22 protein-coding genes are annotated in these 24,865 nt (G+C 53.5%); 8 read left to right on the top strand and 14 right to left on the bottom strand.

Annotated elements, in window-relative coordinates:
- Positions 1-3: 3 nt before the first annotated feature.
- Positions 4-204 (top strand): DUF951 domain-containing protein, encoded by a 201-nt coding sequence (locus CBW42_RS10615; RefSeq protein ID WP_087021123.1) that lies wholly within the window; start codon positions 4-6, stop codon positions 202-204.
- 4 nt (positions 205-208) lie between these two features.
- Positions 209-967 (top strand): uridine phosphorylase, encoded by a 759-nt coding sequence (gene udp / locus CBW42_RS10610; protein WP_087021120.1) that lies wholly within the window; start codon positions 209-211, stop codon positions 965-967.
- Positions 968-1,029: 62 nt separating this feature from the next.
- Here udp and CBW42_RS10605 read toward each other — a convergent pair whose 3' ends face one another.
- The 14 genes from CBW42_RS10605 to CBW42_RS10540 form a co-directional block, all read right to left on the bottom strand.
- Entirely contained in the window at positions 1,030-2,202 is a 1,173-nt protein-coding gene (locus CBW42_RS10605; RefSeq protein ID WP_087021117.1) for a Gfo/Idh/MocA family protein, read from the bottom strand.
- 121 nt (positions 2,203-2,323) lie between these two features.
- The gene (locus CBW42_RS10600) at positions 2,324-3,730 is read right to left on the bottom strand and encodes an IS1182 family transposase (protein ID WP_087021114.1); all 1,407 of its coding nucleotides are present in this window, start codon (positions 3,728-3,730) and stop codon (positions 2,324-2,326) included.
- A gap of 108 nt (positions 3,731-3,838) precedes the next feature.
- A complete protein-coding gene (locus CBW42_RS10595) occupies positions 3,839-5,680 on the bottom strand; it encodes an LTA synthase family protein (RefSeq protein ID WP_165761142.1) in 1,842 nt (613 codons plus the stop codon).
- 155 nt (positions 5,681-5,835) lie between these two features.
- Complete coding sequence (locus tag CBW42_RS10590; protein WP_087021108.1) at positions 5,836-7,017, bottom strand: LL-diaminopimelate aminotransferase; 1,182 nt, start codon at positions 7,015-7,017, stop codon at positions 5,836-5,838.
- A complete protein-coding gene (locus CBW42_RS10585; protein WP_087021106.1) occupies positions 7,001-8,623 on the bottom strand; it encodes a CTP synthase in 1,623 nt (540 codons plus the stop codon). The genes CBW42_RS10590 and CBW42_RS10585 overlap by 17 nt, the downstream gene beginning before the upstream one ends.
- A complete protein-coding gene (dapF, locus tag CBW42_RS10580) occupies positions 8,620-9,462 on the bottom strand; it encodes a diaminopimelate epimerase (RefSeq protein WP_087021103.1) in 843 nt (280 codons plus the stop codon). The genes CBW42_RS10585 and dapF overlap by 4 nt, the downstream gene beginning before the upstream one ends.
- A gap of 197 nt (positions 9,463-9,659) precedes the next feature.
- The gene (locus CBW42_RS14480; RefSeq protein ID WP_133058299.1) at positions 9,660-10,298 is read right to left on the bottom strand and encodes a hypothetical protein; all 639 of its coding nucleotides are present in this window, start codon (positions 10,296-10,298) and stop codon (positions 9,660-9,662) included.
- Between the two features lie 160 nt (positions 10,299-10,458).
- Positions 10,459-11,028 carry an ANTAR domain-containing response regulator gene (locus CBW42_RS10570; protein WP_087021097.1) on the bottom strand — a complete coding sequence of 190 codons (570 nt, stop codon included), beginning with the start codon at positions 11,026-11,028 and terminating at the stop codon, positions 10,459-10,461.
- A gap of 76 nt (positions 11,029-11,104) precedes the next feature.
- Complete coding sequence (locus CBW42_RS10565; RefSeq protein ID WP_087021094.1) at positions 11,105-12,427, bottom strand: glutamine synthetase family protein; 1,323 nt, start codon at positions 12,425-12,427, stop codon at positions 11,105-11,107.
- Between the two features lie 94 nt (positions 12,428-12,521).
- Entirely contained in the window at positions 12,522-13,244 is a 723-nt protein-coding gene (locus CBW42_RS10560) for a GltB/FmdC/FwdC-like GXGXG domain-containing protein (RefSeq protein ID WP_087021091.1), read from the bottom strand.
- An 18-nt stretch (positions 13,245-13,262) separates the two neighbouring features.
- Positions 13,263-14,501 (bottom strand): NAD(P)/FAD-dependent oxidoreductase, encoded by a 1,239-nt coding sequence (locus tag CBW42_RS10555; RefSeq protein WP_087021088.1) that lies wholly within the window; start codon positions 14,499-14,501, stop codon positions 13,263-13,265.
- 5 nt (positions 14,502-14,506) lie between these two features.
- Positions 14,507-14,935 (bottom strand): 4Fe-4S dicluster domain-containing protein, encoded by a 429-nt coding sequence (locus tag CBW42_RS10550; RefSeq protein WP_087021085.1) that lies wholly within the window; start codon positions 14,933-14,935, stop codon positions 14,507-14,509.
- Between the two features lie 18 nt (positions 14,936-14,953).
- The gene (locus tag CBW42_RS10545; protein WP_087021082.1) at positions 14,954-16,459 is read right to left on the bottom strand and encodes a glutamate synthase-related protein; all 1,506 of its coding nucleotides are present in this window, start codon (positions 16,457-16,459) and stop codon (positions 14,954-14,956) included.
- Between the two features lie 6 nt (positions 16,460-16,465).
- Positions 16,466-17,566 (bottom strand): class II glutamine amidotransferase, encoded by a 1,101-nt coding sequence (locus tag CBW42_RS10540; protein WP_087021079.1) that lies wholly within the window; start codon positions 17,564-17,566, stop codon positions 16,466-16,468.
- 584 nt (positions 17,567-18,150) lie between these two features.
- Between CBW42_RS10540 and CBW42_RS10535 the strand changes: the two genes are divergently transcribed.
- From CBW42_RS10535 to CBW42_RS10510, 6 genes are all read left to right on the top strand, one after another.
- Positions 18,151-20,226: a glutamine synthetase III family protein gene (locus tag CBW42_RS10535; protein WP_087021076.1), complete on the top strand. Its 2,076-nt coding sequence runs from the start codon at positions 18,151-18,153 to the stop codon at positions 20,224-20,226.
- Positions 20,227-20,415: 189 nt separating this feature from the next.
- The gene (locus tag CBW42_RS10530; RefSeq protein ID WP_242969855.1) at positions 20,416-22,128 is read left to right on the top strand and encodes an ammonium transporter; all 1,713 of its coding nucleotides are present in this window, start codon (positions 20,416-20,418) and stop codon (positions 22,126-22,128) included.
- 141 nt (positions 22,129-22,269) lie between these two features.
- Complete coding sequence (locus CBW42_RS10525) at positions 22,270-23,274, top strand: FAD:protein FMN transferase (protein ID WP_087021074.1); 1,005 nt, start codon at positions 22,270-22,272, stop codon at positions 23,272-23,274.
- Positions 23,264-23,650: a NusG domain II-containing protein gene (locus CBW42_RS10520; protein ID WP_087021070.1), complete on the top strand. Its 387-nt coding sequence runs from the start codon at positions 23,264-23,266 to the stop codon at positions 23,648-23,650. Before CBW42_RS10525 ends, CBW42_RS10520 begins: the two co-directional genes overlap by 11 nt.
- Before the next feature lie 11 nt (positions 23,651-23,661).
- Positions 23,662-24,177, top strand: coding sequence for a Gx transporter family protein (locus tag CBW42_RS10515; protein WP_242969854.1), 516 nt, complete (start codon positions 23,662-23,664; stop codon positions 24,175-24,177).
- Between the two features lie 11 nt (positions 24,178-24,188).
- Entirely contained in the window at positions 24,189-24,776 is a 588-nt protein-coding gene (locus tag CBW42_RS10510; RefSeq protein WP_087021067.1) for a sugar O-acetyltransferase, read from the top strand.
- Positions 24,777-24,865 lie beyond the last annotated feature (89 nt).

Below are 24,865 nucleotides of genomic sequence, written 5' to 3'. Positions count from 1 at the left end.
AAAATGGACATTCGATTGGGCGATATTCTGACAATGAAAAAAGCGCACCCGTGTGGGAGCCGGGAATGGGAGGTGCTGCGTGTCGGTATGGACTTCCGTCTCCGGTGCACTGGCTGTGGGCATACGATTATGATTCCTCGCAGCAAGGCGGAAAAAAATATCCGCGGAGTTGTGCATACGGACGGCACGGAAGGGAAGGAATAATACCATGCTGATCGATGGAAAACAGATGCATTTGCAGTGTACGGCAAAAGAGATCGGACGATATGTCATTCTGCCCGGTGACCCCGGGCGCTGTGCAGCTATAGCGGCGTTTTTCGATGACGCCCATGCAGTTTCCTCTAATCGGGAATTTAACGTCTGGACAGGCTTTCTGGACGGGGAAAAGGTGTCTGTCTGTTCCACCGGAATCGGCGGGCCGTCTGCGGCGATTGCACTGGAGGAACTGGTGGAATGCGGCGCGGATACCTTTATCCGTGTCGGCACCTGCGGCGGTGTGGATGCGTCCGTGCGCGGCGGTGATGTGGTAGTAGCGACTGCGGCTGTGCGGCAGGAGGGCACTTCGCGTGAATATCTCCCGCTGGAATATCCCGCAGCGGCGAGTTATCCGATTGTGCGCGCACTGGCAGATGCCTGCGAGGCGCTGGGCTTCCGCACGCATGTCGGCGTTATCCAGTCCAAGGACAGCTTTTATGGCGAGATCCGGCCACAGTGCATGCCGATTGCGGCACAGTTGCAGGAGAAGTGGAACGCATGGACAGCGGCGGGTGTACTGGCCAGTGAGATGGAATCTGCGGCACTGTTCGTCGCAGGTGCCTGCCTGCATGTGCGCTGCGGCACGGTGCTCAATGTGCTGTGGAACGATGAGAGCGAAGCTCCTGCCGTGCCGGAGGGTGCCGCACAGCGCGGCATTCGTGCGGCTGTCGAAGCCATCCGCAGACTGATCCGGGAGGATAACAGATCATGATCCGTACAACGGCAGACAAGATAACAGCGCAGCCCCGGCATTGATTGGGGCTGCGCTGTTTTTTATCGTACCGGGAAATCTTCCGGCAGCGGGGCAGGACGGTCAAATGTTGTCTGCATCGTGCGGAACTGCTGACTCTGTGCCGAGTCCAGCATGTGTTCCATGACTTCGAGCGAATGCAGAGCCATCGCACCGCTGGCACGCTCCGGACGGTTTTTCGCAATGGCAAGCACCATGTCGATCAGGCCGATGCCGCGGCTGTTTTCCGCATGGCTGGTGGAACGGAACGGGCGGGTAATGGGGATGTGAATCCAGTCTTTGTCCAGATCAGCCTGTGCGCGCGGCATCTGGTACCAGCGGTAATTATCCTGTGTGCGCAGGAGGATGTCACCGCCGAAAATATTCGGGCCGTCCAGCGGGTCGATATCCGGAATGCACAGCGTGCCCTTTGTGCCGTAGAGTTCCATGCGCGGCAGGTTGGAATCCCACACATCAAACGAGAACATCGCGGTACCAATTGCACCGGAGGCAAATTGCATCAGGCCGGTGGTATAGGTGTCCACTTCGACGTCAATCTGTTCCCCGCAGTGCGGCTGGCTGGTGATCGGGCGCGTGTCAAAGGTACGCTTGGACATGGCACAGCAGGTGCTGACCGGGCCGAGCAGGGAGAGCAGGGCGGTGACATAATATGGGCCGATATCCATCAGCGGGCCGGCTCCCTTGTGATAGAAAAACGCCGGATTGGGATGGAATGTTTCACCGCCGTGATAGATGACGAACGCAGAAGCACCGATGACTTCGCCGATGGTGCCTGCATCGAGCACATCGCGGCAGGTTTGCAGGCGGCCGCCGAGGAACGTGTCCGGCGCACAGCCGACGCGCAGATTGTTCTGTGCGGCAAGCTGCATCAGTTCCTGCCCTTCGGCAAAGGAGCCTGCGAGCGGCTTTTCCGTATAGACATGTTTGCCGCATTCGAGTGCGAGCTTGTTGAGCGGATAGTGCATGTCCGGTGTGGTCAGATTGAGGATGAGATCGACATCCGCTTCGCGGATCAGATCCTCTGCACAGGCATACGCCTGCGGAATGCCATATTCGGCCGCTTTGCGCTGGGCTTTTTCCAGTGTACGTGAAGCACAGGCACAGAGTGTGACAAGATCGCTGTATTTTTGAAGCGTGGTCAGATAGACATGACTGATATCGCCGAGACCGACGACGCCGATGCGCAGTTTCTTCATAATGGGGAAACCTCCTTACTGTTGTTACAACCAGTATACCAGTCCGTCGGTTCCGGAGCAAGAAAAAAACGGAAGCAGATTTTTCTGCTTCCGTCAGCCTGTCGAAGAACCCGGCTGCGCATTAAGCGAGAGCCAGATTTTGGCACATATAGGGAAAAAGCCGGAAAACTGGAATAGGGAAATGGATCTTCCACTTCCACATAGCCAGCTTTTTCAGATTCATGGCAGCAAATTTAAGCTTCACCCAGTTGGTAACTTGAGCCAAGCCTCGATATTGTGTATAGCGCATACCATGCTTTTCTTTGGCATCTGCAAATACACGTTCAATCTTTTGTTGTCGGAGTTTATATAAGTCACGATATTCAGTCATATGACGTGCGTCTTCTGCCAACTCTACATAATCAGCCCATACGTGTCTGGTGACAGTCTTTTCAAACTTTGCACTCGATGTACACAGCTCTCTGGTCGGACAATGTTCGCAGACGTATGACCTGCTCTTATATTCACGATATCCATCTTTGTTCGTTGTTGCATAATGAAGTGTTTTATACTCCGGACAGATTACACAATCATAATACTCATCATAAACATATTTCCACCATTCATGACCTTCTTTCTTTATCATTGGACGTTTATATGCTGTAGATAATACTCTTCCACTCTCAAAAATACGTTTGCAAATCGAAGGAGTTTTGTAGGCGCTGTCTGCTACTATCGTTTTATGTTCTGGGTAATGTTCGCAAAGCTGGTCATATAACGGGTCAAATGCTACACTGTCATGTACATTTCCTGCTGTTACTTCTACGTCGAGAATAAAATTATGCTTGTCACAGGCTGTATGCGCTTCGTAGGCAAAACACTTCTTGTGTTCACCTTTATGGAATACGCCGGCATCCGGATCCGTTGTCGAAACTGTTATTTCTTTCTCCTTTGGCGGTGTTGAATCGTCATCATCATCGAATGGCTTTTTGTCGTGTTCTTCGCGATCTCTGTTAATTTCTTCCCGCAGCTCCTTTGCATATCGTTTTGCTTCAACTGGAACAGCTTTTCGTGCTTTTTTCTTCATGTTTGCACTTGCTTTGATATGTGTCCCATCGATAAAAATTGCACTCGTATCCAGAAATCCTTCCTTTGCTGCTGTGTTCAATATCCACCGAAATATATATTCTACAGTTGCTGTTGTAAAACGATGCTTAAAATGATAGCTTACTGTTGAAAAATGCGGCACCTGTTCATTCAATGGATAACCGATAAACCACCTGTATGCAACATTCATATTCACTTCTTCCAGCGTCCGCCGGAGCGATGGTATCCCATATATGTGCTGTATCATTACAATCTTAAACAATACTACCGGATCGATACTTGGCCTGCCGTTGTCCTTGCAGTACAAATCATCTACAAATTCATAAATTTGTTTGAAATCTACTGCTGCATCTATTTTCCTCGGTAGATGATCCTCGGGCACTAACATATCCAGACTTACAATCTCTACTGCCTCTCTGTTTTCCTTCCCTTTTACTATCATTTTATCACCTGTCTTTCTTATCTTTATTATAACAGAAAAAGCCGCCTTTCGGCGACTTTTTCGACAGGCTGACGGAAGCAGATTTTTCTGCTTCCGTTTGTATGTGTGTCAGCTTGCTGCGCTTCCTGCGACGGGAGTGTCGGAGCCGGTGTCCGTGCCGCCCTCATTGTCGAAGACGTATTCGTATTGTACGATTTTATAGTCGTGCAGATCCTGTGCTGCCATTTCCAACGGGACGAAAATACCATCCTTGTTGATGCAGCCGGTTGCCGAAATAACCGGATATTCGTCCTTCAGGCTGTAGACATATTCCTCATATTCGCTCATCTGTGCACCGGCAACGTCGAGCGTCATCGGCCCAAGATAGTTGGCGCTGATGCGTCCGGCATCGTAGCCTTCAATGTCATAGTTCGCCCAGATGAAGAACGGAACGGTGTGTTTATCCATCTCGATTTCTGCATCCGTCTTGGTGGAATACATGGTCAGATGGTTGTAATACGAATTTTCGATGTACGGCATATGGTCGCCGAAGAAGACAATGATCGTCGGCTCATCCTGTTCACTGAAGTATTCCACCAGCTTTTCAATCGCGCGGTCGGATTCCTGAATCAGGGAGAGGTACTGCTTGGTGTACGGATACAGTGAATCATATTCAAACTCGACGGTTTCCGGGAAGTTGGAATAAACCGTATCATAGCCGCAATGGTTCTGCATCGTGACGTTGAACAGGAACAGCGGATCATCCGATTCCGCATTGTTCGATTCATAGGTCTCGATGATCTTGTCAAATGACGAATTGTCGCTGACATAGCGGCGGAGATATTCGGTGGTTTCGTCATCGAAGTCGTCAATGTCGAGGAAGGTATCAAAGCCCATCAGCGGATACGCACGGTTGCGTCCCCAGCCGGAGCCGTAATACGGATGAATGGCCACTGTGCTGTAGCCCTGCTCCGACAGAACCGAAGCGAGGGATTCGGTTTCACCGTGGACATATTGCAGCATCGGATAGCTGCCGGATTTGAAAAATGCGTAAGTATTGCTGGTCAGGAATTCATATTCCGAGTTGCAGGTGCCGCCGCCGAAGGCAGGGACAACCAGCTGTCCGGTGATGGCATTGTCGTCTTCACTCAGCGAGTGAACAAACGGCATCACGTCATCGATGTTTTCCAGATTCAAATCACCGAGGATGGACAGATCTGCAAAGGTTTCATCCATGATGGCGATGATGTTCGGCTGTTCTGTGGCTGTGTCTGCGGTTTCATCGCTGGAGACCGAGGAGAGAATGGTGTTTGCATTCTCTTTGGAATAATCGCTTGGTGCCTCGTTGAACAGCGAATCCATGTTGATGGTGAAGTTGAGTGCCATGCCGTTGCGGCGGTTGGCCGTTACCTGACGCCATGCACTGATGTAGAAGTTATCCCGTCCGACGGTTGCAATCAGCGTAAAGGCGGTCAGCATCACGGCAGAAGCCGCGAACAGTTCCACGCGTTTGCGCACCCGCGGTACAGGGAATTTCATGCGCATTGTGATGACCCACCAGATGATGCAGCCAACCACACAGGCAATGACCTGCGGGGGAATCGTCCAGGTAAAGCCATCGAGCGCCTGTGCTGCGGTTCCTACCGCGTACAGGTCCCACGGGACAACCGGTGAATTGCGGATATCGATCGAATAGTAGTTGATGACGCCAAAGATGAGAAAGACCAGGTTGAGAAAAATGATAGAAAAACGGGTGCGTCCGGTCACCGCGCGGAACAGGAGGAAGACACCATAATAGAACATCAGGTTTACCCAGAAAGCAAAGCTGTTCGGCAGCATGCATTCGCTGTCGCTTCCGCCGAATTCCAGCACCTCCACCATGAGGAAGGTTGCCAGCGGCGTGAGATAAAAGAAAATCATTCCTATGTTGGACGCGAGAAACTGTTTACACAAATTTAACTTATTTTTCATTCTTAAAAGCGCCTCCATTGGACTTAAAACACGGTTATTATACCTTTTGAGTAACAAAAAGTCAAGGGACGCGCAGGAATGGCCCACACGTCCCTTGTGAAAATGTATAGTTTCCGTAAAAAGTTTTAGAAGACGCTTTTTACGTCAGAAAAAGTTCAGGAAAGCAGCTTTTTGATGCGCTCAACGGCTTCCTTCGTCTTATCACGGTCACCAAATGCAGTCAGACGGAAAAAGTTTTTGCCGTTTTCACCAAATCCGGCGCCCGGCGTGCCGACAACGTTGGCATTCTCCAGCAGGTAGTCAAAAAATTCCCAGGACTCCATGCCGTTCGGGCACTTGAGCCAGATGTACGGGGAGTTTTTGCCGCCGGTGTACCAGATGCCGAGTTCATCCATTGCATCTGCGAGAATGCGTGCATTTTCGCGGTAGTAGTCCAGATGCTCCTGTACCTGCTTGACGCCTTCTTCGGTGAAGACAGCAGCCGCACCGCGCTGGACAATGTAAGCGACGCCATTGAACTTGGTGGTCTGGCGGCGCAGCCACATCTTGTTGAGGTTCATGCCCTCAAACTCCAGCTCCAGCGGGACGACCGTGTAGCCGCAGCGGGTACCGGTGAAGCCTGCGGTCTTGGAGAACGAGCAGAATTCAATGGCACACTTCTTTGCACCTTCGATTTCAAAGATGCTGCGCGGCAGGTTTTCGTCTGCTACAAAGCACTCGTAAGCTGCGTCGAACAGGATCACTGCCTGATTTGCCAGTGCATAGTCAACCCATGCCTTCAGGCCGGCACGGTCGTAAACAGCACCGGTCGGGTTGTTCGGGGAGCAGAGGTAGATGATGTCTGCCTTGACAGCCGGATCCGGCAGCGGCAGGAAGCCGTTGGATTCATTTGCATCCATATACAGGATCTTGCGGCCTGCCATCGTGTTGGTGTCGACATAAACCGGATAAACCGGATCCGGAACGAGGACGGTGTTATCCTGATCGAACAGGTCGAGAATGTTGCCGACATCGGACTTTGCACCGTCGGAAACAAAGATTTCATCCGATTCCAGCTGGGTGCCGTGAGAAGCATAGTATGCCTGGATGGCATCCTTCAGGAAGTCATAGCCTTGCTCCGGGCCATAGCCGCGGAAGCTCTCCTGATGGCTCAGCTCATCGACAGCGGCATGCATCGCGTCGATGGAAGCCTGCGGCAGCGGCAGGGTGACATCGCCGATGCCCATGCGGATAACCGGTGCATCCGGATGCGCTGCGGTATAGTCCGCAACCTTCTGCGCGATGGTAGAAAACAGATAGCTCTGTGCAATATTCGCAAAATTATGATTCACTTTCATAGGTTGTATCTCTCCTTTTCATAGATGCTGCAATAAACGCTTTAAACAGCGGATGGGCGCGGTTCGGACGGGATTTGAATTCCGGATGGAACTGAACACCGACATAGAACGGATGCTCCGCGATTTCGACCGTCTCCACCAGCTCGCCGGATGGGGAGGTGCCGGAGATGGTCAGGCCATTGCTCTCAAATTCCTGACGGAACTGATTGTTGAATTCGTAGCGGTGACGATGACGTTCGGAAATATCCTCCTGCTGATATGCCTCTGCCATCTTCGTACCCGGACGGATGTGGCACGGATATGCGCCCAGACGCATGGTGCCGCCCTTCTTGGAAACACCCTGCTGGCTTTCCATCAGGTCGATGACACAGTGCTGGCTCTCCGGGTCAAATTCACCGGAATTTGCATCCTCATAGCCGAGCACGTTGCGCGCATAGGAGATTACGGCAATCTGCATGCCGAGGCAGATGCCGAAATACGGAACCTTGCGGACACGGCAGTATTCTGCCGCGCAGACCATTCCCTCGATGCCGCGCGAACCGAAGCCGCCCGGCAGGATGATACCGTCACAGCCGGAAAGCAGCTTGTCCACAGAGGAGTCATTGATCTCCTCGGAATCAATCCACTCGATTTCGACCTCCGTGCCGTTTTCATACCCCGCATGTTGCAGGGCTTCCGCGACGGACAGATAGGCGTCATGCAGGCGGACATATTTGCCAACCAGGCCGATTTTGACGCTGCCCTTGCGGCTGTCGATGCGGTCGAGCATTTCATACCACTCGCTCATATCTCCCTTGCGGCAGTCGAGCACCAGCTCTCGGCAGACGATATCACAGAAATGACTCTGCTCCAGCATCATCGGTGCCTGATACAGCACCGGCACGGTTCTGTTTTCAATGACACAGTCCGGCTGAACATTGCAGAACATGGAAATCTTGTGGCGGATGTCATCGGTCAGCGGCTGGTCAACACGGCAGACAATCATATCCGGCTGGATGCCCAGGCCGCGCAGCTCTTTGACAGAGTGCTGTGTCGGCTTGGATTTCGGTTCATCCGAGCCGGAAATAAACGGAACCAGCGTGACATGGATGAACAGGCAGTTGCGGCGTCCGACCTCTGTGGATACCTGACGGATCGCCTCCAGGAACGGCTGAGACTCAATGTCGCCGGTCGTACCGCCGATTTCGGTGATGACAACGTCGGCGCTGGTCTTTTTGCCGACCGAATAGATAAACGATTTGATTTCATCGGTGATGTGCGGGATAACCTGGACGGTTTCGCCCAGATATTTGCCGTCACGTTCCTTGTTGAGGACATTCCAGTACACCTTGCCTGTGGTCAGGTTGGAATACTTATTCAGATCCTCGTCAATAAAGCGCTCGTAATGTCCGAGGTCGAGGTCGGTTTCCGCGCCGTCTTCAGTGACATACACTTCGCCGTGCTGAAACGGGCTCATCGTACCCGGATCGACATTGATATACGGATCGAGCTTTTGCGCAGCGACCTTCAGGCCGCGGCTTTTGAGCAGTCGGCCAAGTGAAGCAGCCGTAATGCCCTTACCGAGGCCGGAAACGACACCGCCGGTTACAAAGATATACTTGGTCATGCTTCCACGCTCCCTTCAAATACAGTAGTTGCAGAACCGCTGAGGAACACGGCCTCATCGGTATAACAGATCGTCAGATCACCGCCGCGCAGATGGATTGTGATATCCTCGCCCTTGGGGCAATAGCCGTTCAGGACAGCTGCGACAGCTGCCGCGCATGCGCCTGTGCCGCATGCCCAGGTTTCACCGCTGCCGCGTTCCCAGACACGCATTTGCAGGGTGTGATCGTCGATGACACGGATAAATTCAGTGTTGATGCGTTCGGGGAACATCTCATGGTTCTCGAACGACGGGCCGATTGCGGGGAGGTCGAGAGTTTCGACATCCTCATCGACAAAGACAACGCAGTGAGGGTTGCCCATGGAGACACAGGTGACCGCATACTGTTTGCCGTCCACATCGAGCGGAACGGAAACGGCGAGATCGCCCGTGAACTTTGTCGGAATTTCCGACGGCTTCAGGATTGCCTTGCCCATGTCGACGGTGACACGGACAATTTTGCCGTCTTCTGCGACCATTTTGAGCAGCTTGATGCCGCTGAGCGTTTCCAGCGTCATCTCAGGCTTGTCAATCAGGCCGTTGTCGTACATATACTTACCGATACAGCGCGTTGCGTTGCCGCACATCTTTCCTTCACTGCCGTCCGCGTTGAACATGCGCATTTTTGCATCTGCAACATCAGAAGGGCAGATCAGGACGATGCCATCGCCGCCGATGCCAAAATGACGATCGGACAGACGGATTGCAAGTGCTTCCGGGTCGGCAACCTGCTGATTGAAGCAGTTAAAATAAATATAGTCGTTGCCGCAGCCGTGCATTTTAGTGAAATTCAGCTTCATTTGCGTGTCATCCTCTAAAATCTGTAGAATTGGTTTGCTGCGCCGGGGCGCACAAAATACATTCAGACTAATTATACAGGGAAAGAAAGTCTATTTCAAGGGAGGAAAGCGACAAGATTACGGCGAATTTCCTCCGTTCCTTTGACTGCCGGGCAGACAAAGGAGAGAGTTCTATACAGACGCTCTTTTTTTGCTTGTTATTTCGCAAAGAGAAAGCGGCAAGAGAGCGCGATGCGGATAACGGGAGAATCCGGCTGCCCTGTACGGCAGACGGATTCCAAACACACGTTTTTCTTTTGCTTATTTTTCTGTTTTACAGAAAGAAAGCGGCAAAAAGGCGCGACGCGGATAACGGGAGAATCCGGCTGGCCTGTACGGCAGACGGATTCCAAACACACGTTTTTCTTTTGCTTATTTTTCTGTTTTACAGAAAGAAAGCGGCAAAAAGGCGCGACGCGGATAACGGGAGAATCCGGCTGGCCTGTACGGCAGACGGATTCCAAACACACGTTTTTCTTTTGCTTATTTTTCTGTTTTACAGAAAGAAAGCGGCAAAAAGGCGCGACGCGGATAACGGGAGAATCCGGCTGGCCTGTACGGCAGACGGATTGCAAACAAATGTTTTTCTTTTGCTTATTTTTCTGTTTTGCAAAAAGAAAGCGGCAAGAGAGCGCGATGCGGATAACGGGAGAATCCGGCTGGCCTGTATGGCAGACGGATTCCAAACACACGTTTTTCTTTTGCTTACTTTTCTGTTTTACAGAAAGAAAGCGGCAAAAAGGCGCGACGCGGATAACGGGAGAATCCGGCTGGCCTGTACGGCAGACGGATTGCAAACAAATGTTTTTCTTTGCTTATTTTTCTGTTTTGCAAAAAGAAAGCGGCAAGAGAGCGCGATGCGGATAACGGGAGAATCCGGCTGGCCTGTATGGCAGACGGATTCCAAACACACGTTTTTCTTTTGCTTACTTTTTTTTTTGTAAAAAGAAAAGTAAGTCAGAAGGAGCGGATGATTTCCTCTGCGACATCGCGCTTGGTCTGTCGGTAATTCATGGCGCGTTTTTCGATGTAAGCATGCGCTTCTGGTTCACTCATATGTCGCTCCGCGACAAGAATGCACTTGGCACGATCAATGACGCGGATATCCTCAATGCGCTGGCGCAGCTGACGGTTTTCCTTTTGCAGCGTATAGACACGCATACGCGAGGCATTGACGAGATGCAGCGTCTGATAAAAAAGCGGGCGGGAAATCGGCTTGGTGATGACGAACACACCATCACTTTCCACACGCTCTGCGACAGAATCCGCAAGATCCGATTTAACAAGCATCAGCACGCCTGCCGTTGTGGTATGACAGGCGTGTACAGCAAATTCATGCCCAAATTCGTCTGTCAGCGGTGTATTGATAACAATCAGATCAACATTATTTTCAATTAAAACACGGCGCGCTTCATTGCAGGAGCCGGTGACCAAAATGCGATCGGGCCGCTGTCCGCCGGCCTGTAGCAGCTCCAGAAGCATATCCGCACTTTTCTTGGATGCAGTTACCAGTAATATTTTCTCCAAATTGACACCTCTCTGTGGCGTGGGATTTACACGTTATACTGCCGTGGTACGAAAACAGCAGACACACCACAAGCCGTCAGTAGGCAGAAAAATACAGCGAATCAATCATGGAAGATTTATCCGATGCATCGACATATCTGTTCCATTCGCTTGTCTTTGCCGACAGATACGCATCAATAATTTTCTCCGGAAGAGACCGATGTACAAATTCGCTGTTCTGCGATGCCTTAATTGCTTCATTCAGATTGCTTGGCAGGCAGTCATATTCACGCACGAGCGAAGCGGGTACATCGTACAGATTCAGGTTGCACGGATCACACAGCTTCAGGCCGCGTTCGATGCCTTCCATGCCTGCGCGGATGAGCAGGGAGAATGCAAGATACGGGTTTGCACACGGATCAGGTGAACGCAGTTCCATACGCTGATTGACACCGTGCGCCGCCGGAATGCGAATGAGCTGTGAACGATTCTGATGGCTCCAGGTGATATAGCGCGGTGCCTCATAGTTGCCGAAACGATCATAGGAATTGACCAGCGGATTGAGAAATGCCGAAATCTCATAGCAGCGGGTCAGAATACCCATGATAAAGCTCTCCACAACCGGGGAATGCGATTCATTCGGATTGCAGAACAGATTTTCTCCGTGCTGGAACAGCGACAGGTTGATGTGCAGGCCGTTGCCCGCATGATCGCGGAACAGCTTCGGCATAAACGATGCGTACAGACCGTTGGATGCCGCCAGCGTCTTGACTACACTGCGGAACGTAATCATATTATCCGCCGCAGTTACCGCGGAATCATAGGCAAAATCAATCTCATTCTGTCCGGGACCCTGCTCATGATGGGAGGCCTCCGGGCGCATATTCATCTCTTCCAGCGTCAGGCAGATCTGGCGGCGCACATTCTCACCCTTGTCCAGCGGTGCGATATCCAGATAGGACGCGTTGTCGTGCGGGATCTTGGTCGGCAGACCGTTTTCATCCTGCCGCAGCAGATAGAATTCACATTCCGTGCCGATTTTGACCGAATAGCCCAGACGACGCATGTCCTCCTGTGCCTGCCGCAGAACCTGACGGCCATCGCCCTCGAATGGCGTGCCATCCGGATACTTGATGTCACAGAAAAAGCGCACAACACGGCCCTGTGACGGACGCCACGGCAGAATGGAAAGCGTGGTCGGATCGGGGAACAGCAGCAGATCAGACATTTCAATATTCATGAATCCACGAACAGCGGATGCATCAAAGGAAATGCCTTCTTCAAAGGCACGCGACAGCTCGCGCGGCATAATGGAAATATTTTTCTGCTTGCCAAAAATGTCGCAAAAAGCCAAACGAATGAATTTTACATCATTTTCCGAGATGTACTGCATGACCTCGCGGTAGGTGTAATCGTTCATAAATCCTCCTCTGTTAAAAAACCGCAAAACGGACAGCAAGGAATTCTGGGTGAAATCTGCTGTCCGTATGGGTTTTATACTTGCAAAATAAAAATCAGTTAAAGGTATACATGCGCTTGTACGGGCTGTTGGAGTTCGGTGTCAGGACATAGAACTTCTCGCGCAGGAGCGCTTCCGGATCGCCGCCGAAGTTCTCACAGTAATCCTTGACATATTCCAGAATAGAAGCCTTGTCTTCGTTGGTTGCAACCTCGGCCTTGATCTGAACCGGAACATCCGGATCCTCATCACAGCGCAGGAAAATGCGTCCGCCGTGCATGCCGGTGCCGCAGAAGAAGCCGGTCGGCTGCTTGCCTTCACAGCCCTTGCCAAGGACGATGATAACGCCGCCTGCCTGGTATTCGCCCAGGAAGGAACCGGCCTTGCCGCCAATGACCAGAACCGGAATGTGCTCCTTGTACTGCTTCATGTGAATGCCTGCGCGATAACCGGCATCGCCCTTAATCAGGATCTTGCCGCCGCGCATGCCATAGCCGGTGGTGTCACCACAGTTGCCATCGATGATGATGGCACCGCTGTTCATGGTATCACCGGTTGCATCCTGTGCGTTGCCGTTGACCAGGATGGTGGAGCCGTCGAGATAAGCGCCCAGCGCATTGCCCGGCGTACCGGTGATAATAATGTTCTTGCCTCTGGAGGCCGCGCCGACATAGCGCTGGCCAATCAGATTATCAAGAAAAATCTCAGAATCCTCACAGGCGCGAACCCAGTTGTTGAGGTCTTCAAAATGCATGAGATCTACATTCAGTTTCTTCATAGTGATTCGTCCTTTCCCTTAGTGCGGCTGTGCGAGCTTCTTCGCGCGCTCCGCCTTGGCAAATGCCATCAACTGCGGATGCTGACGAATCAGGTCAAAGTCAATGGTGTCCAGCGGAACCTGATCGCGGATCAGGGAGGTGTAAATGCCGCCGCGATCTACATCGCCGATCAGAATAAAGCCGACCAGCTTATTGTCACGGACAACCAGCTTCTTATAGGAGGTTTCCGTCTTGGTGACAAATTCCTCGCCGTCATAGCTGCCTGCGGTAATCATATGCAGGCCGAGGAATCCGGACGCATTCATCGGGAATGCCTGATCGAATACCTTGTCGCCGCCTGCCATGTTGACGCCGGCAGCTTCGCCCTGCAGGTATGCGTTCGGCAGGATTGCCAGAATGCGGTCAGTGTCCGCTGCGATGTCATGCGAAACCGTGCAGTCGCCGGCAGCGTAGATGTCCGGAACGGTGGTTGCGCTGTGGGTGTCGACCAGAATGCCGCGATTGACCTCACAGCCAATTTCCTCTGCCAGACCCGTGTTCGGGCGGACGCCGACGGCGACAACCAGAACGTCGAAATCCAGCTCCATGCCGCTCTTGAAAATAGCATGGTTCGGTGTGGAGAACTTTGCAACGGAGTCAGACAGATAGAACTTCATGCCCAGACCCTCCAGATAGCTCTGGAGGAAGGAGGAACCGTATTCATCCAGTACATTCGGCAGGATGCGCGGCGCCATATCGACGATGGTCAGTGATTTGGACAGGTGCAGGATACCTTCTGCGCACTTCAGACCGATCAGGCCCGCGCCGATAATCAGTACATCCTTGTCCTTCTGATCGCCCAGCAGGCCAGCCAGACGGTGAGCATCGTCGAGCGTCATGAACGGGGTCTGTGCTTCAACGGTATCCAGACCCTCCATCGGCGGGACAAACGGACGGGAACCGGTGCAGATTGCCAGCTTGTCATAAGAGACCTTGTCACCGTTTTCCAGAACGACAGCCTTTGCGTTCTTGTCAATGCTGGTGACGGTGCGGCCGAGCATTGCGGTTACATTGTTTGCTTCATAGAAATCGCGCGGACGATAGTTCATCTTTTCCTCGGTGGTCTTGCCGAGCAGGAGGTAGGAGATGAGCGGGCGGCCGTAGGTGAAATGCGGCTCGCTGGAAATCAGGACGATTTCACCGTACTTGTCGACCGAACGGATGCCTTCAACCGTGCCGATAGCGGCAGTTGCATTGCCGATGATAACATACTTCACTTTGCTCACCTCTCCTCAAATACAATCGCGTGGTTCGGACATCCGGCAACACACTGCGGCGTGCCGTCTGCATTCTTGGTGCACAGCTCACACTTCTGTACTGCGCCTGCCTCGGAGGTGCTGATGCAGCCATACGGACAGGAGAGAACACAGGTGTAGCAGCCGACGCACTTATCGGAGTCGATGGAAATCACACCGTCCTGAATGGAGAGTGCGCCGGAAATACAGCCCTTGACACACAGCGGGTTGTCACAGTGACGGCAGGAAACAGCGAAGTTGATGCTGTCGCCTTCCTCTACGCGGATGCGCGGGGCGATGGTCTTGCCCTTGAGCGCTTTTGCCATGTCGTCGATGCCGGAATTGGCAAACGCACAGTTGTATTCACAAAGATGGCATCCAAGACACCATTTCTCATTTACATATACTCGTTTCATCTGGTAAGTCTGCCTCCCTTATTCACCGGCGTGCTTGATGCCGAGGATTTCCAGTTCCTTTTCGTTGAGGCCGATGCCGCGGAGCATCAGGCGGTTGCCGCGCAGAGCCTCGATGGAGTTGATGCCCATGCCGCCCATCATCTCGCGGATCTCATGACCCCAGGCGGTGAGCAGGTTAATCAGGCGTTCGGAACCGATGTCCGGATTCAGGCGTTTTACCAGTTCGGGGCGCTGGGTTGCAATGCCCCAGTTGCACTTGCCGTTCTGGCAGGTGCGGCACAGATGGCAGCCGAGCGACAGCAGGGCAGCGGTTGCGATGTAAACTGCGTCCGCGCCGAGTGCAATCGCCTTGACGATGTCTGCCGAGTTGCGGATGGAGCCGCCGATGACGATGGAAACATTGTCGCGGATGCCCTCGTCTCGCAGACGCTGGTCAACTGCTGCAAGCGCAAGCTCGATCGGGATGCCGACGTTGTCGCGGATGCGGGTTGGAGCAGCGCCCGTGCCGCCGCGGAAGCCGTCGATGGCGATGATGTCAGCGCCGGAACGCGCAATGCCGGAGGCGATTGCCGCGACGTTGTGAACCGCGGAAATCTTGACGATAACCGGCTTCTTATATGCGGTTGCTTCCTTTAAAGAATACACCAGCTGGCGCAGATCTTCAATAGAATAAATATCGTGATGCGGTGCCGGGGAGATGGCATCCGTGCCTTCCGGGATCATACGGGTGCGGGAGATATCCGCCGCGACCTTGGCGCCCGGCAGGTGTCCGCCGATGCCCGGCTTTGCGCCCTGGCCGATTTTGATTTCGATTGCGGCGCCGGCATCCAGATAATCCTTTTCAACACCGAAACGACCGGATGCAACCTGAACGATGGTGTTGCCGCCCCACTTGTAGAAGTCCTCATGCAGGCCGCCCTCACCGGTGTTGTAGTAGGTGCCCATCGCCTTGGAAGCGCGTGCCAGAGACTCATGTGCGTTGTAGCTGATGGAGCCGTAGGACATTGCGGAGAACATGACCGGAATGTCGAGCTCCAGACGCGGCGACAGGTTCGGGATGATCTTGCCGTTTTCATCGCGTTCAATCGTGGTCGGCTTCTTGCCGAGGAAGGTGCGGATTTCCATCGGCTCACGCAGCGGGTCGATGGACGGGTTGGTAACCTGAGAAGCGTTAATCAGGATCTTATCCCAGTAAATCGGGAAGTCCTTCGGGTTGCCCATAGAAGACAGCAGGGTGCCGCCGGAATTTGCCTGACGGTAGACCTCCTGAATGGTCTCGCCGGTCCAGTTTGCATTTTCGCGGAACTGATGGTTGGTCTTGGTGATCTTCAGTGCGCGGGTCGGACACAGGGAGACGCAGCGGTGGCAGTTGACACATTTGCTCTCGTCGGAGACCATTTTCTGAAGATCGGTATCAAAGTGATGTACTTCGTTCGCGCACTGGCGCTCACATACCCGACAGGCGATGCAGCGGTCCGGATTGCGCAGAACTTCGAACTGGGGATATAAATACTCAATAGCCATGATGGATTATTCCTTTCCTTGCGCGTCTTCGTTTAAGGTTACAATAACCGGCTCGCCGCCGCGCGGCGCCCAGATCTTATCCAGCTCCGGCTGGATGACGCGGATTGCCGCTTCCTCGGAGGCGATATAGACGTCTTCGCCCTTTTCACCGACAACCATGGAGCGGAGCTTCAGGCGGTCGTTGAGCGCCATCACGCCGCCGGTGAAGCCGAGCATGATGGAGAACGGGCCGTTGATGAGCAGGCCTGCGAATGCGTCGCGCAGGTAGGTATATTCTGCCTTCTGCTCCGGTGGCATCTTTTCGATGGTGGACCAGAACGGAGCGGCGACAACATGTGCAGCCTCCTCCAGCGTCAGGCCCTTTCTGCGGATCAGGTAATCAAAGATATAGGTAATCGCCTCGGTATCGGTCAGCAGGTCACATTTGTAGCCGTGCATCTCGATGGAACGGCGGTTTGCATCATAAGAGGAAATTTCGCCGTTGTGGACGATGGTGAAGTCGAGCATGGCAAACGGATGTGCGCCGCCCCACCAGCCGGGGGTGTTGGTCGGGTAACGGCCGTGTGCCGTCCAGGAATATGCTTCATATTCTTCCAGGCGGTAGTACAGGCCGACATCCTCCGGGAAGCCGATGGCCTTGAATACACCGCAGTTCTTGCCGCTGGAGAAGACGTAAGCGCCCTTGAATTTATGGTTGATGTTGGTGACACAGCGGACAACGAATTCGTCCTCGGACAGCTGGGTTTCAATCAGCTTATAGCGGCGCGGTACAACAAAGTAGCGCCAGATCAGCGGCTCGTCCGTAATGGACGGGTGCTTGCGGGTGGGGATGCGGGACATGGATGCGATTTCAAAGTGCTCCTCGAGGAACTTCTCGCAGACATCCTTGACGGACGGATCATCGTAAAACAGATGGAACGCATAGCAGTCCGCGTATTCCGGATAGATGCCGTAGGCCGCGAAGCCGCCGCCCAGGCCGTTGGAACGGTCATGCATCGTGGAGATGGAGCGGATGATTTCGGTGCCGTCCGTCCGGCGGCCGTCCTTGTGGAAGATGCCCGAGATCGCACATCCCGAAGGGATATGGTATTGACCTTCTTTTAGCATGGTAGATTCCTCCTAATATTACTTCACATTATCAATAGGATACGAGTCTGTGTACTGAATGATGTCTCTGCCGCATAGGATATACATATATTATTGTATACCGTAAGAAATACACCGTTGTATTGATACGAAAAGCCGGGAGCATGCCCCGGCAGTGCCGCAAAAACAAAAAGGCGTTCATTCCATAACATACCGGCCACGCGGCCTCTGTGCTATGGAATGAACGCCATTGTTCATTGCACTTATTCTATAATAAAGGTCGGGAAACGTCAAGCACTTTGCATAAGAAAAGTGAGTGATTTTGTAGATTTCATACAACCTGCATAGAATCTCTACTCAAAAAGGAGCATGAATGGGGCAAAATAGTAAAACTTGACCAGATTTGGAGTAAAGTTTTAAAAATTGAGTTGACAGATTCGGAACCGGAGGATATAATAGACAGCGTAAACAGCAAAGGCGCTGTGGATGTTCAAATCCGCGGCGCCATTTTTATTACTCGGGTAGAGATCTTAAGTAGTATAATCTAATTAAGAAGCAGTACGATTCTAATTCAAAAGATACATTGCATGGAGGTGCGTTGTACAATGGTTAACATTCCGGAGATATTCGCCGAGAACGTATTTAATGAAAACGTAATGCGCGACAAGCTGCCGAAGGAAGTCTTCAAGAAGCTGATGAAGACCATCGACCTCGGCGAGCCGCTCGACGTAAGCATTGCAAACGTCGTTGCGAACGCAATGAAGGATTGGGCGGTCGAGAAGGGCGCCACCCATTACACCCACTGGTTCCAGCCGATGACCGGTATCACCGCGGAGAAGCATGACTCCTTTATCACCCCGACTGCGGGCGGCAAGGTCATCATGTCGTTCGGCGGCAAGGAACTGATTCAGGGCGAGCCGGATGCATCCTCGTTCCCGTCCGGCGGCCTGCGCGCAACCTTCGAGGCACGCGGCTATACCGCATGGGATCCGAGCTCCTATGCCTTTGTCAAGGACGGCACCCTGTACATCCCGACTGCATTCTGTTCTTATACCGGTGAAGCGCTGGATAAGAAGACCCCGCTGCTGCGCTCCATGGACGCGATCAGCAAGCAGGCATGCCGCGTGATGAAGCTGTTCGGCAAGGATGTCAAGCGCGTTACCACCACCGTAGGTCCGGAGCAGGAATACTTCCTGGTTGACAAGAAGTATTACGACCAGCGCAAGGACCTGATCTTCACCGGCCGCACCCTGTTCGGCGCAATGAGCCCGAAGGGTCAGGAGATGGAAGATCATTACTTCGGCACCATCAAGCCGCGCATCGCCGCATTCATGGCTGACCTCGACGTTGAGCTGTGGAAGTACGGCTTGCTGGCTAAGACCAAGCACAACGAGGTTGCACCGGCACAGCATGAGGTCGCACCGATCTTCTCCACCACCAACATTGCAACCGATAACAACCAGCTGCTGATGGACATCGCAAAGAAGGTTGCCCTGAAGCACGGCATGGTTTGCCTGCTGCATGAGAAGCCGTTCGACGGTGTCAACGGCTCCGGCAAGCACAATAACTGGTCGATGTCCACCGATATGGGCGAGAACCTGCTGAATCCGGGCAAGGATCCGAAGGACAATGCACAGTTCATGCTGATTCTGACCGCTGTCATCACTGCGGTTGACAAGTATGCGAAGCTGATGCGTCTGTCGGTTGCTTCCGCAGGCAATGACCATCGTCTGGGCGCAAACGAAGCACCTCCGGCCATTGTTTCCGTATTCCTCGGCGACGAGCTGGAGCGCGTCGTCCGGGACATCATCGACGGCGGCGAGTCCGCAGTCGGCGGTCAGGCTAAGATTGAGCTCGGCGTTACCACCCTGCCGGTATTCCCGAAGGACAACACCGACCGCAACAGAACCTCTCCGTTTGCGTTCACCGGCAACCGTTTTGAGTTCCGTATGCCTGGTTCTTCCCAGTCCATCGGCTGCATCAACATGATGCTGAACACCGCAGTTGCTGACGTATTCAAGGACTTCGCTGACGAGCTGGAAGGCGCAGAAGACTTCCAGAAGGCTCTGAATGCTCTGATTAAGCGTGAGCTGACTGCACATCAGCGCGTTATTTTCAACGGCAACGGCTATGATGACAGCTGGATTGAAGAAGCTGAGAAGCGCGGCCTGCCGAACCTGCGCAGCACGCCGGAAGCACTGGCTGCATACGATGAGTTCGTTGACCTGTTTGAGGAGACCGGCGTTCTGAGCGAGGCTGAGCTGAAGTCCCGTCAGGAGATCCTGCTCGACGAGTACGCAAAGACCATTGCAATCGAGTCCCGCACCATGGTTGATATGTCCAAGAAGGACATTCTGCCGGCAGTTTCCAGCTATGTCAAGGAGCTGTCCGACATCGCGTGCAACAAGAAGACGCTGGGTCTGAATGCGGATCTGGAAATCAAGCAGATCGAGAGGCTGTCCGCTCTGGCATCCGATGCCTACGACAAGACCGCTGCACTGGAAGAGGTTATCGCAGGTGCGGCTGATGTCGAGGGTGCACAGAACGCCGCAAACTATGAGCATGAGACCGTCATCCCGGCAATGGATGCCCTGCGTGCAGTTGCCGACGAGATGGAAGTCAACACGGCTGAGAAGTACTGGCCGTTCCCGGCATACGACAAGCTGCTGTTCGGCATCTGATTTCTCACGACACATAAACGTATCATTCAATATTGTTTCTGACACAATGGCGTGTACACAGTCTCCCGATCATGGGGAGGTGTATACGCCTTTTTTTCTATGGCTGCATACAGGCGCATCTGTGCATTAGGGAGCACAGATATGCCGGTTTGTACGATATAAATTTCTTGATAAAGGGGAATATTCAACATGGATACCACTTCGATTATGAGTGTTCTGGCGGATCATGCAGCCGCCATTGACACCTCGTGGACCCTGCTTGGCGCTGCCCTCGTATTCTTCATGCAGGCAGGCTTTGCAATGGTAGAGACCGGCTTTACCCGTGCAAAGAACGCCGGCAACATCATCATGAAGAACCTGATGGACTTCTCGCTCGGCACTCCGATTTACTGGCTGTTTGGCTTTGGTATTATGTTCGGCGGCACTGGCGCTCTGATCGGTGGCTTCGACTTTATGACCAACGGCGGCGACGGCGGCTACACCACCCTGATTTTCCAGACGGTGTTCTGTGCAACCGCTGCTACCATCGTTTCCGGTGCAATGGCTGAGAGAACCAAGTTCTCCTCCTACTGCATCTATTCCATGATTATCAGCGGCATTGTCTATCCGGTTTCCGGACATTGGGTCTGGGGCGGCGGCTGGCTTGCACAGATGGGCTTCCATGATTTCGCAGGCTCCACGGCGGTACACATGGTCGGCGGCGTTGCAGCTCTGATCGGTGCTGCATTCCTTGGCCCGCGTATCGGCAAGTTTGGCAAGGACGGCAAGCCGAAGGCAATTCCGGGTCACTCCCTCACCCTCGGTGCACTGGGCTGCTTCATCCTGTGGTTCTGCTGGTTTGGATTCAACGGTGCTTCCACCGTTGCTATGACCGACGGCGCATACGAGACCGCATCTTCTGTTTATGTTACCACCAACCTGGCGGCTGCTGTTGCAACCGTTACCGTTATGTGCATTACCTGGATCCGTTATAAGAAGCCGGATGTCTCCATGACCCTGAACGGCTCTCTGGCAGGTCTGGTAGCAATCACTGCGGGCTGTGACATGGTCACCCCGTTCGGCGCTGCGGTCATCGGCATCTGCGCAGGCTTCGCTGTTGTATTCGGCATTGAATTCGTTGAAAAGGTTCTGAAGATCGACGACCCGGTCGGTGCTGTTGGCGTACACTGCATCAACGGCGCACTGGGCACCATCCTGACCGGCCTGTTCGCTGTTGACGGCGGCCTGTTCTATGGCGGCGGTGCACACTTCCTGCTGGTTCAGATTCTCGGTGTCGTTGCAGTAGCTGCATGGGTTGCAGTTACCATGACCATCGTATTCTGGGTCATCAAGCACACTGTAGGCCTCCGCGTAAGCGAAGAAGAAGAAATCCGCGGTCTCGACATCATGGAACATGGCCTGACCTCCTCCTATGCTGACTTCATGCAGATTCCGACGGTCAATGGCCTGTATAAGCCGGAAGGTGAGTATGCTCCGGTAACCAATCCGGTTCCGGTTGCTGAGGCTATCCCGGCAACGGAGGTTCCGTCCACCGGCGAAGACGGACACAAGCTGTCCAAGGTTGTTGTCATCTGCAAGCAGTCCCGTTTTGAGGACCTCAAGAATGCTCTTGAAGAGATCGGCGTAGCTGGTCTGACCATGACCAACGTCCTCGGCTGTGGCGTAGAAAAGGGCGCGACCGAGTTCTACCGCGGCGTTCCGGTCAACGCAACCCTGCATCCGAAGATCAAGCTCGAGATGGTTGTCAGCCGTGTACCGGTTGAACAGGTTGTTGATACCTGCCGCAAGGTTCTTTATACCGGCCATATCGGCGACGGCAAGATCTTCATCTACGATGTACAGAATGTCATCAAGGTTCGTACCGGCGCGGTCGGCTACGATGCTCTTCAGTACGAAGACTAATCAGATTATCATCCTTCTATCAATCCCTAATACATGTTCAAGGCAGAGACCCGTACCGCTTCGGCGGCGCGGGTCTTTCGCTGTTGTAATTGGACAGGCGGCGTATTATAATAAAAAGGACTTTTAACTGGAGGATTTGCAATGAAAAAACGATGGCTTGGCGCCGTGGCAGCCGCTGTGCTCATGGCGGCGGTGCTGGCGGGCTGCGGGCAGAAGGAAGTTTCACAGGATTTTTATGCGATGGATACCGCAATGAATATCCGGGCATACGGTTCCCATGCACAGGATGCGATCAACCAGTGCGTGCAGTATATCAACGGACTGGAGCAGGATATTTCCCGCACGCAGGAGGACAGTGAGCTCTATGCACTCAACCACGCGGACGGCAAACCGGTGGAGCTGTCCGAACAGACGGCGGATGTGCTGGGACAGGCACTCCGGCTTGCGGAGGAAACGGAGGGATGCTTTGACCCGACGACCGCGCCGCTGTCTGATCTGTGGGGCATCGGCACAGAACAGGCGAAAGTTCCCGCGCAGGCAGAGATTGACGAGGCGCTGGCGCTGGTCGGCTATCAGCGTGTACAGCTCGACGGAACGTCTGCATCGCTTCCCGCAGGCGCACGCATTGACCTCGGCGGTATCGGCAAGGGCTATGCCGCCGACCATGTCGCACAGCTGCTGCGCGATGCTGGCATCAAGCAGGCGGTCATTACGCTCGGCGGAAATATTTATGTCCTCGGGGAGAAGGAGGACGGCGTGCCATGGACAGTCGGCATCACCGACCCGGACAATCCGGGCGACTATTTTGCGACGCTCAGCGTCAGTGATACCAGTATTGTAACCAGCGGCGACTATGAGCGCTATTTTGAGCAGGACGGCAAGCGCTACTGTCATATTTTCGATCCGAAAACCGGTTGGCCCGCCGAGACTGACCTGCGCAGTGTGACCGTGGTTTCCGCATGCTCGACAGAGGCGGACGCCTACACGACCGCGCTGTTTGTCATGGGCTATGACCGGGCACGGGCATTTTGCGAGGAACATGATATTGAGGCAATTTTTGTCCGGAACGATCAGACCGTCTATGTCACAGACGGTCTCAGGGACAAATTTTCCCTGACCAGCTCGGAGTATACCTATGAAGAATAAAATTCCGCTGAAGGCGGGGGATTTTGTCATTTTTGCCGCGATTATCGCGCTGGCATGCGGTATCTGGATTCGGTTGGCATTGATGCAGACCGACCAGACCTATGGCGAGATTCTGGTGGATGGCGAGCTGTACCGGCAGATCAAGCTCGGCGGAACAGAGCAGGAAACCATCGCATTTGAGGGCCGCACAGGCGAGGTCACGATTGAAATCGACGGCGACCGCATGCGCTTTGTTTCATCTCAGTGCCCCGATCATACATGCGAACGCACCGGCTGGATTTCGCGTGTCGGACAATCCGCCGTGTGCCTGCCCAATCGGGTCATGATAAAAATTACCGGAAGCAATCCGGACGGCGTGGATGCCGTCGCGCAGTGACAGGAGGGCGCATGAACAAGACAAAACGCATCGCGCTGTGCGGGATGCTGACAGCGCTGGCGCTGGCATTGTCGCTCGCGGAGCGCATGATCCCGCTGGAATTTCTCATCCCGATTCCGGGCATCAAGCTCGGGCTTGCAAATGTTGTGACGATGTTTGCCCTGCTGTTCCTGACACCGAAGGAGGCGTATGCAATTTTATTTTGCCGCGTCGTGCTCGCGGCGCTGTTTGCCGGCAGCATCACACAGCTGCTGTTCAGTCTGGTCGGCGGCACGCTCGCATTGACGATGACCTGGCTGCTGCTGCATAAGCAGAACAAATGGTTTTCTTTTTACGGCATCAGTGCGGCGTCGGCGGCGATGCACAACATCGGGCAGGTGCTTGCGGCGATGCTGGTCATGCAGTCGGCAGATGTCATCGCATACCTGCCCTTGCTGCTCATTTCGGCAATCCCAATGGGCTTTGTCACCGGTGCGATTCTGGATGTACTGCAAAAACATATGCGACATTTGAAGCTGACGGAATGAAAGGAAGAAAGATGGACATCCTTACCATAATGAAATCAGACAGGCCATACAGTGCATCAAATTTTGATATGCCAACGCAACTGCAAAAAAAGGCCAAGCGCCTGTGCTGGGAATACAATATGTGCTGCCCGGACGACGAGGCCAAACGCGCAGAGCTGTTGAAGCAGCTGTTCGGCACCTGCCATCCGCTGACATTCATCCAGCCGGCATTCCAGTGCGATTACGGATTCAATATCCATACGCACGGTCTGACGGTGGTCAATCACAATGTCGTCATTCTGGACACTTCGCCGGTGTATATCGGTGCAAACGCTTTTCTCGCGCCGGGCGTATGCCTCTCCTGTGTTGGACATGCGATGGATGCGGAGCAGCGCGCGCAGGGTATTCTGACCTCTGCGCCCATCACGCTGGAGGATGATGTCTGGATCGGCGCGAATGTGACGGTCTGCGGCGGTGTGACGATTGGAAAGGGAAGTGTCATCGGCGCAGGCAGCGTTGTGACGCGCGACATTCCGGCGGGTGTCGTCGCGGCGGGAACGCCGTGCCGGGTGCTGCGTCCCGTGACGGAAAAAGACCGGGTCGAACCGGTTACGGTGTGACAAAACAGTTCGGATATCCTGTTTTGCCGTTTCCTGTATAAAATCCTGTGCATATCGGAAAACTAAAGGCAAATTTCAGCCTTTGGAGG

Source organism: Butyricicoccus porcorum (assembly GCF_002157465.1).
Taxonomy (GTDB): domain Bacteria; phylum Bacillota; class Clostridia; order Oscillospirales; family Butyricicoccaceae; genus Butyricicoccus_A; species Butyricicoccus_A porcorum.
Note: the sequence above shows the minus strand (reverse complement) of the source record. Positions and strands in the feature narration are given on the sequence as shown.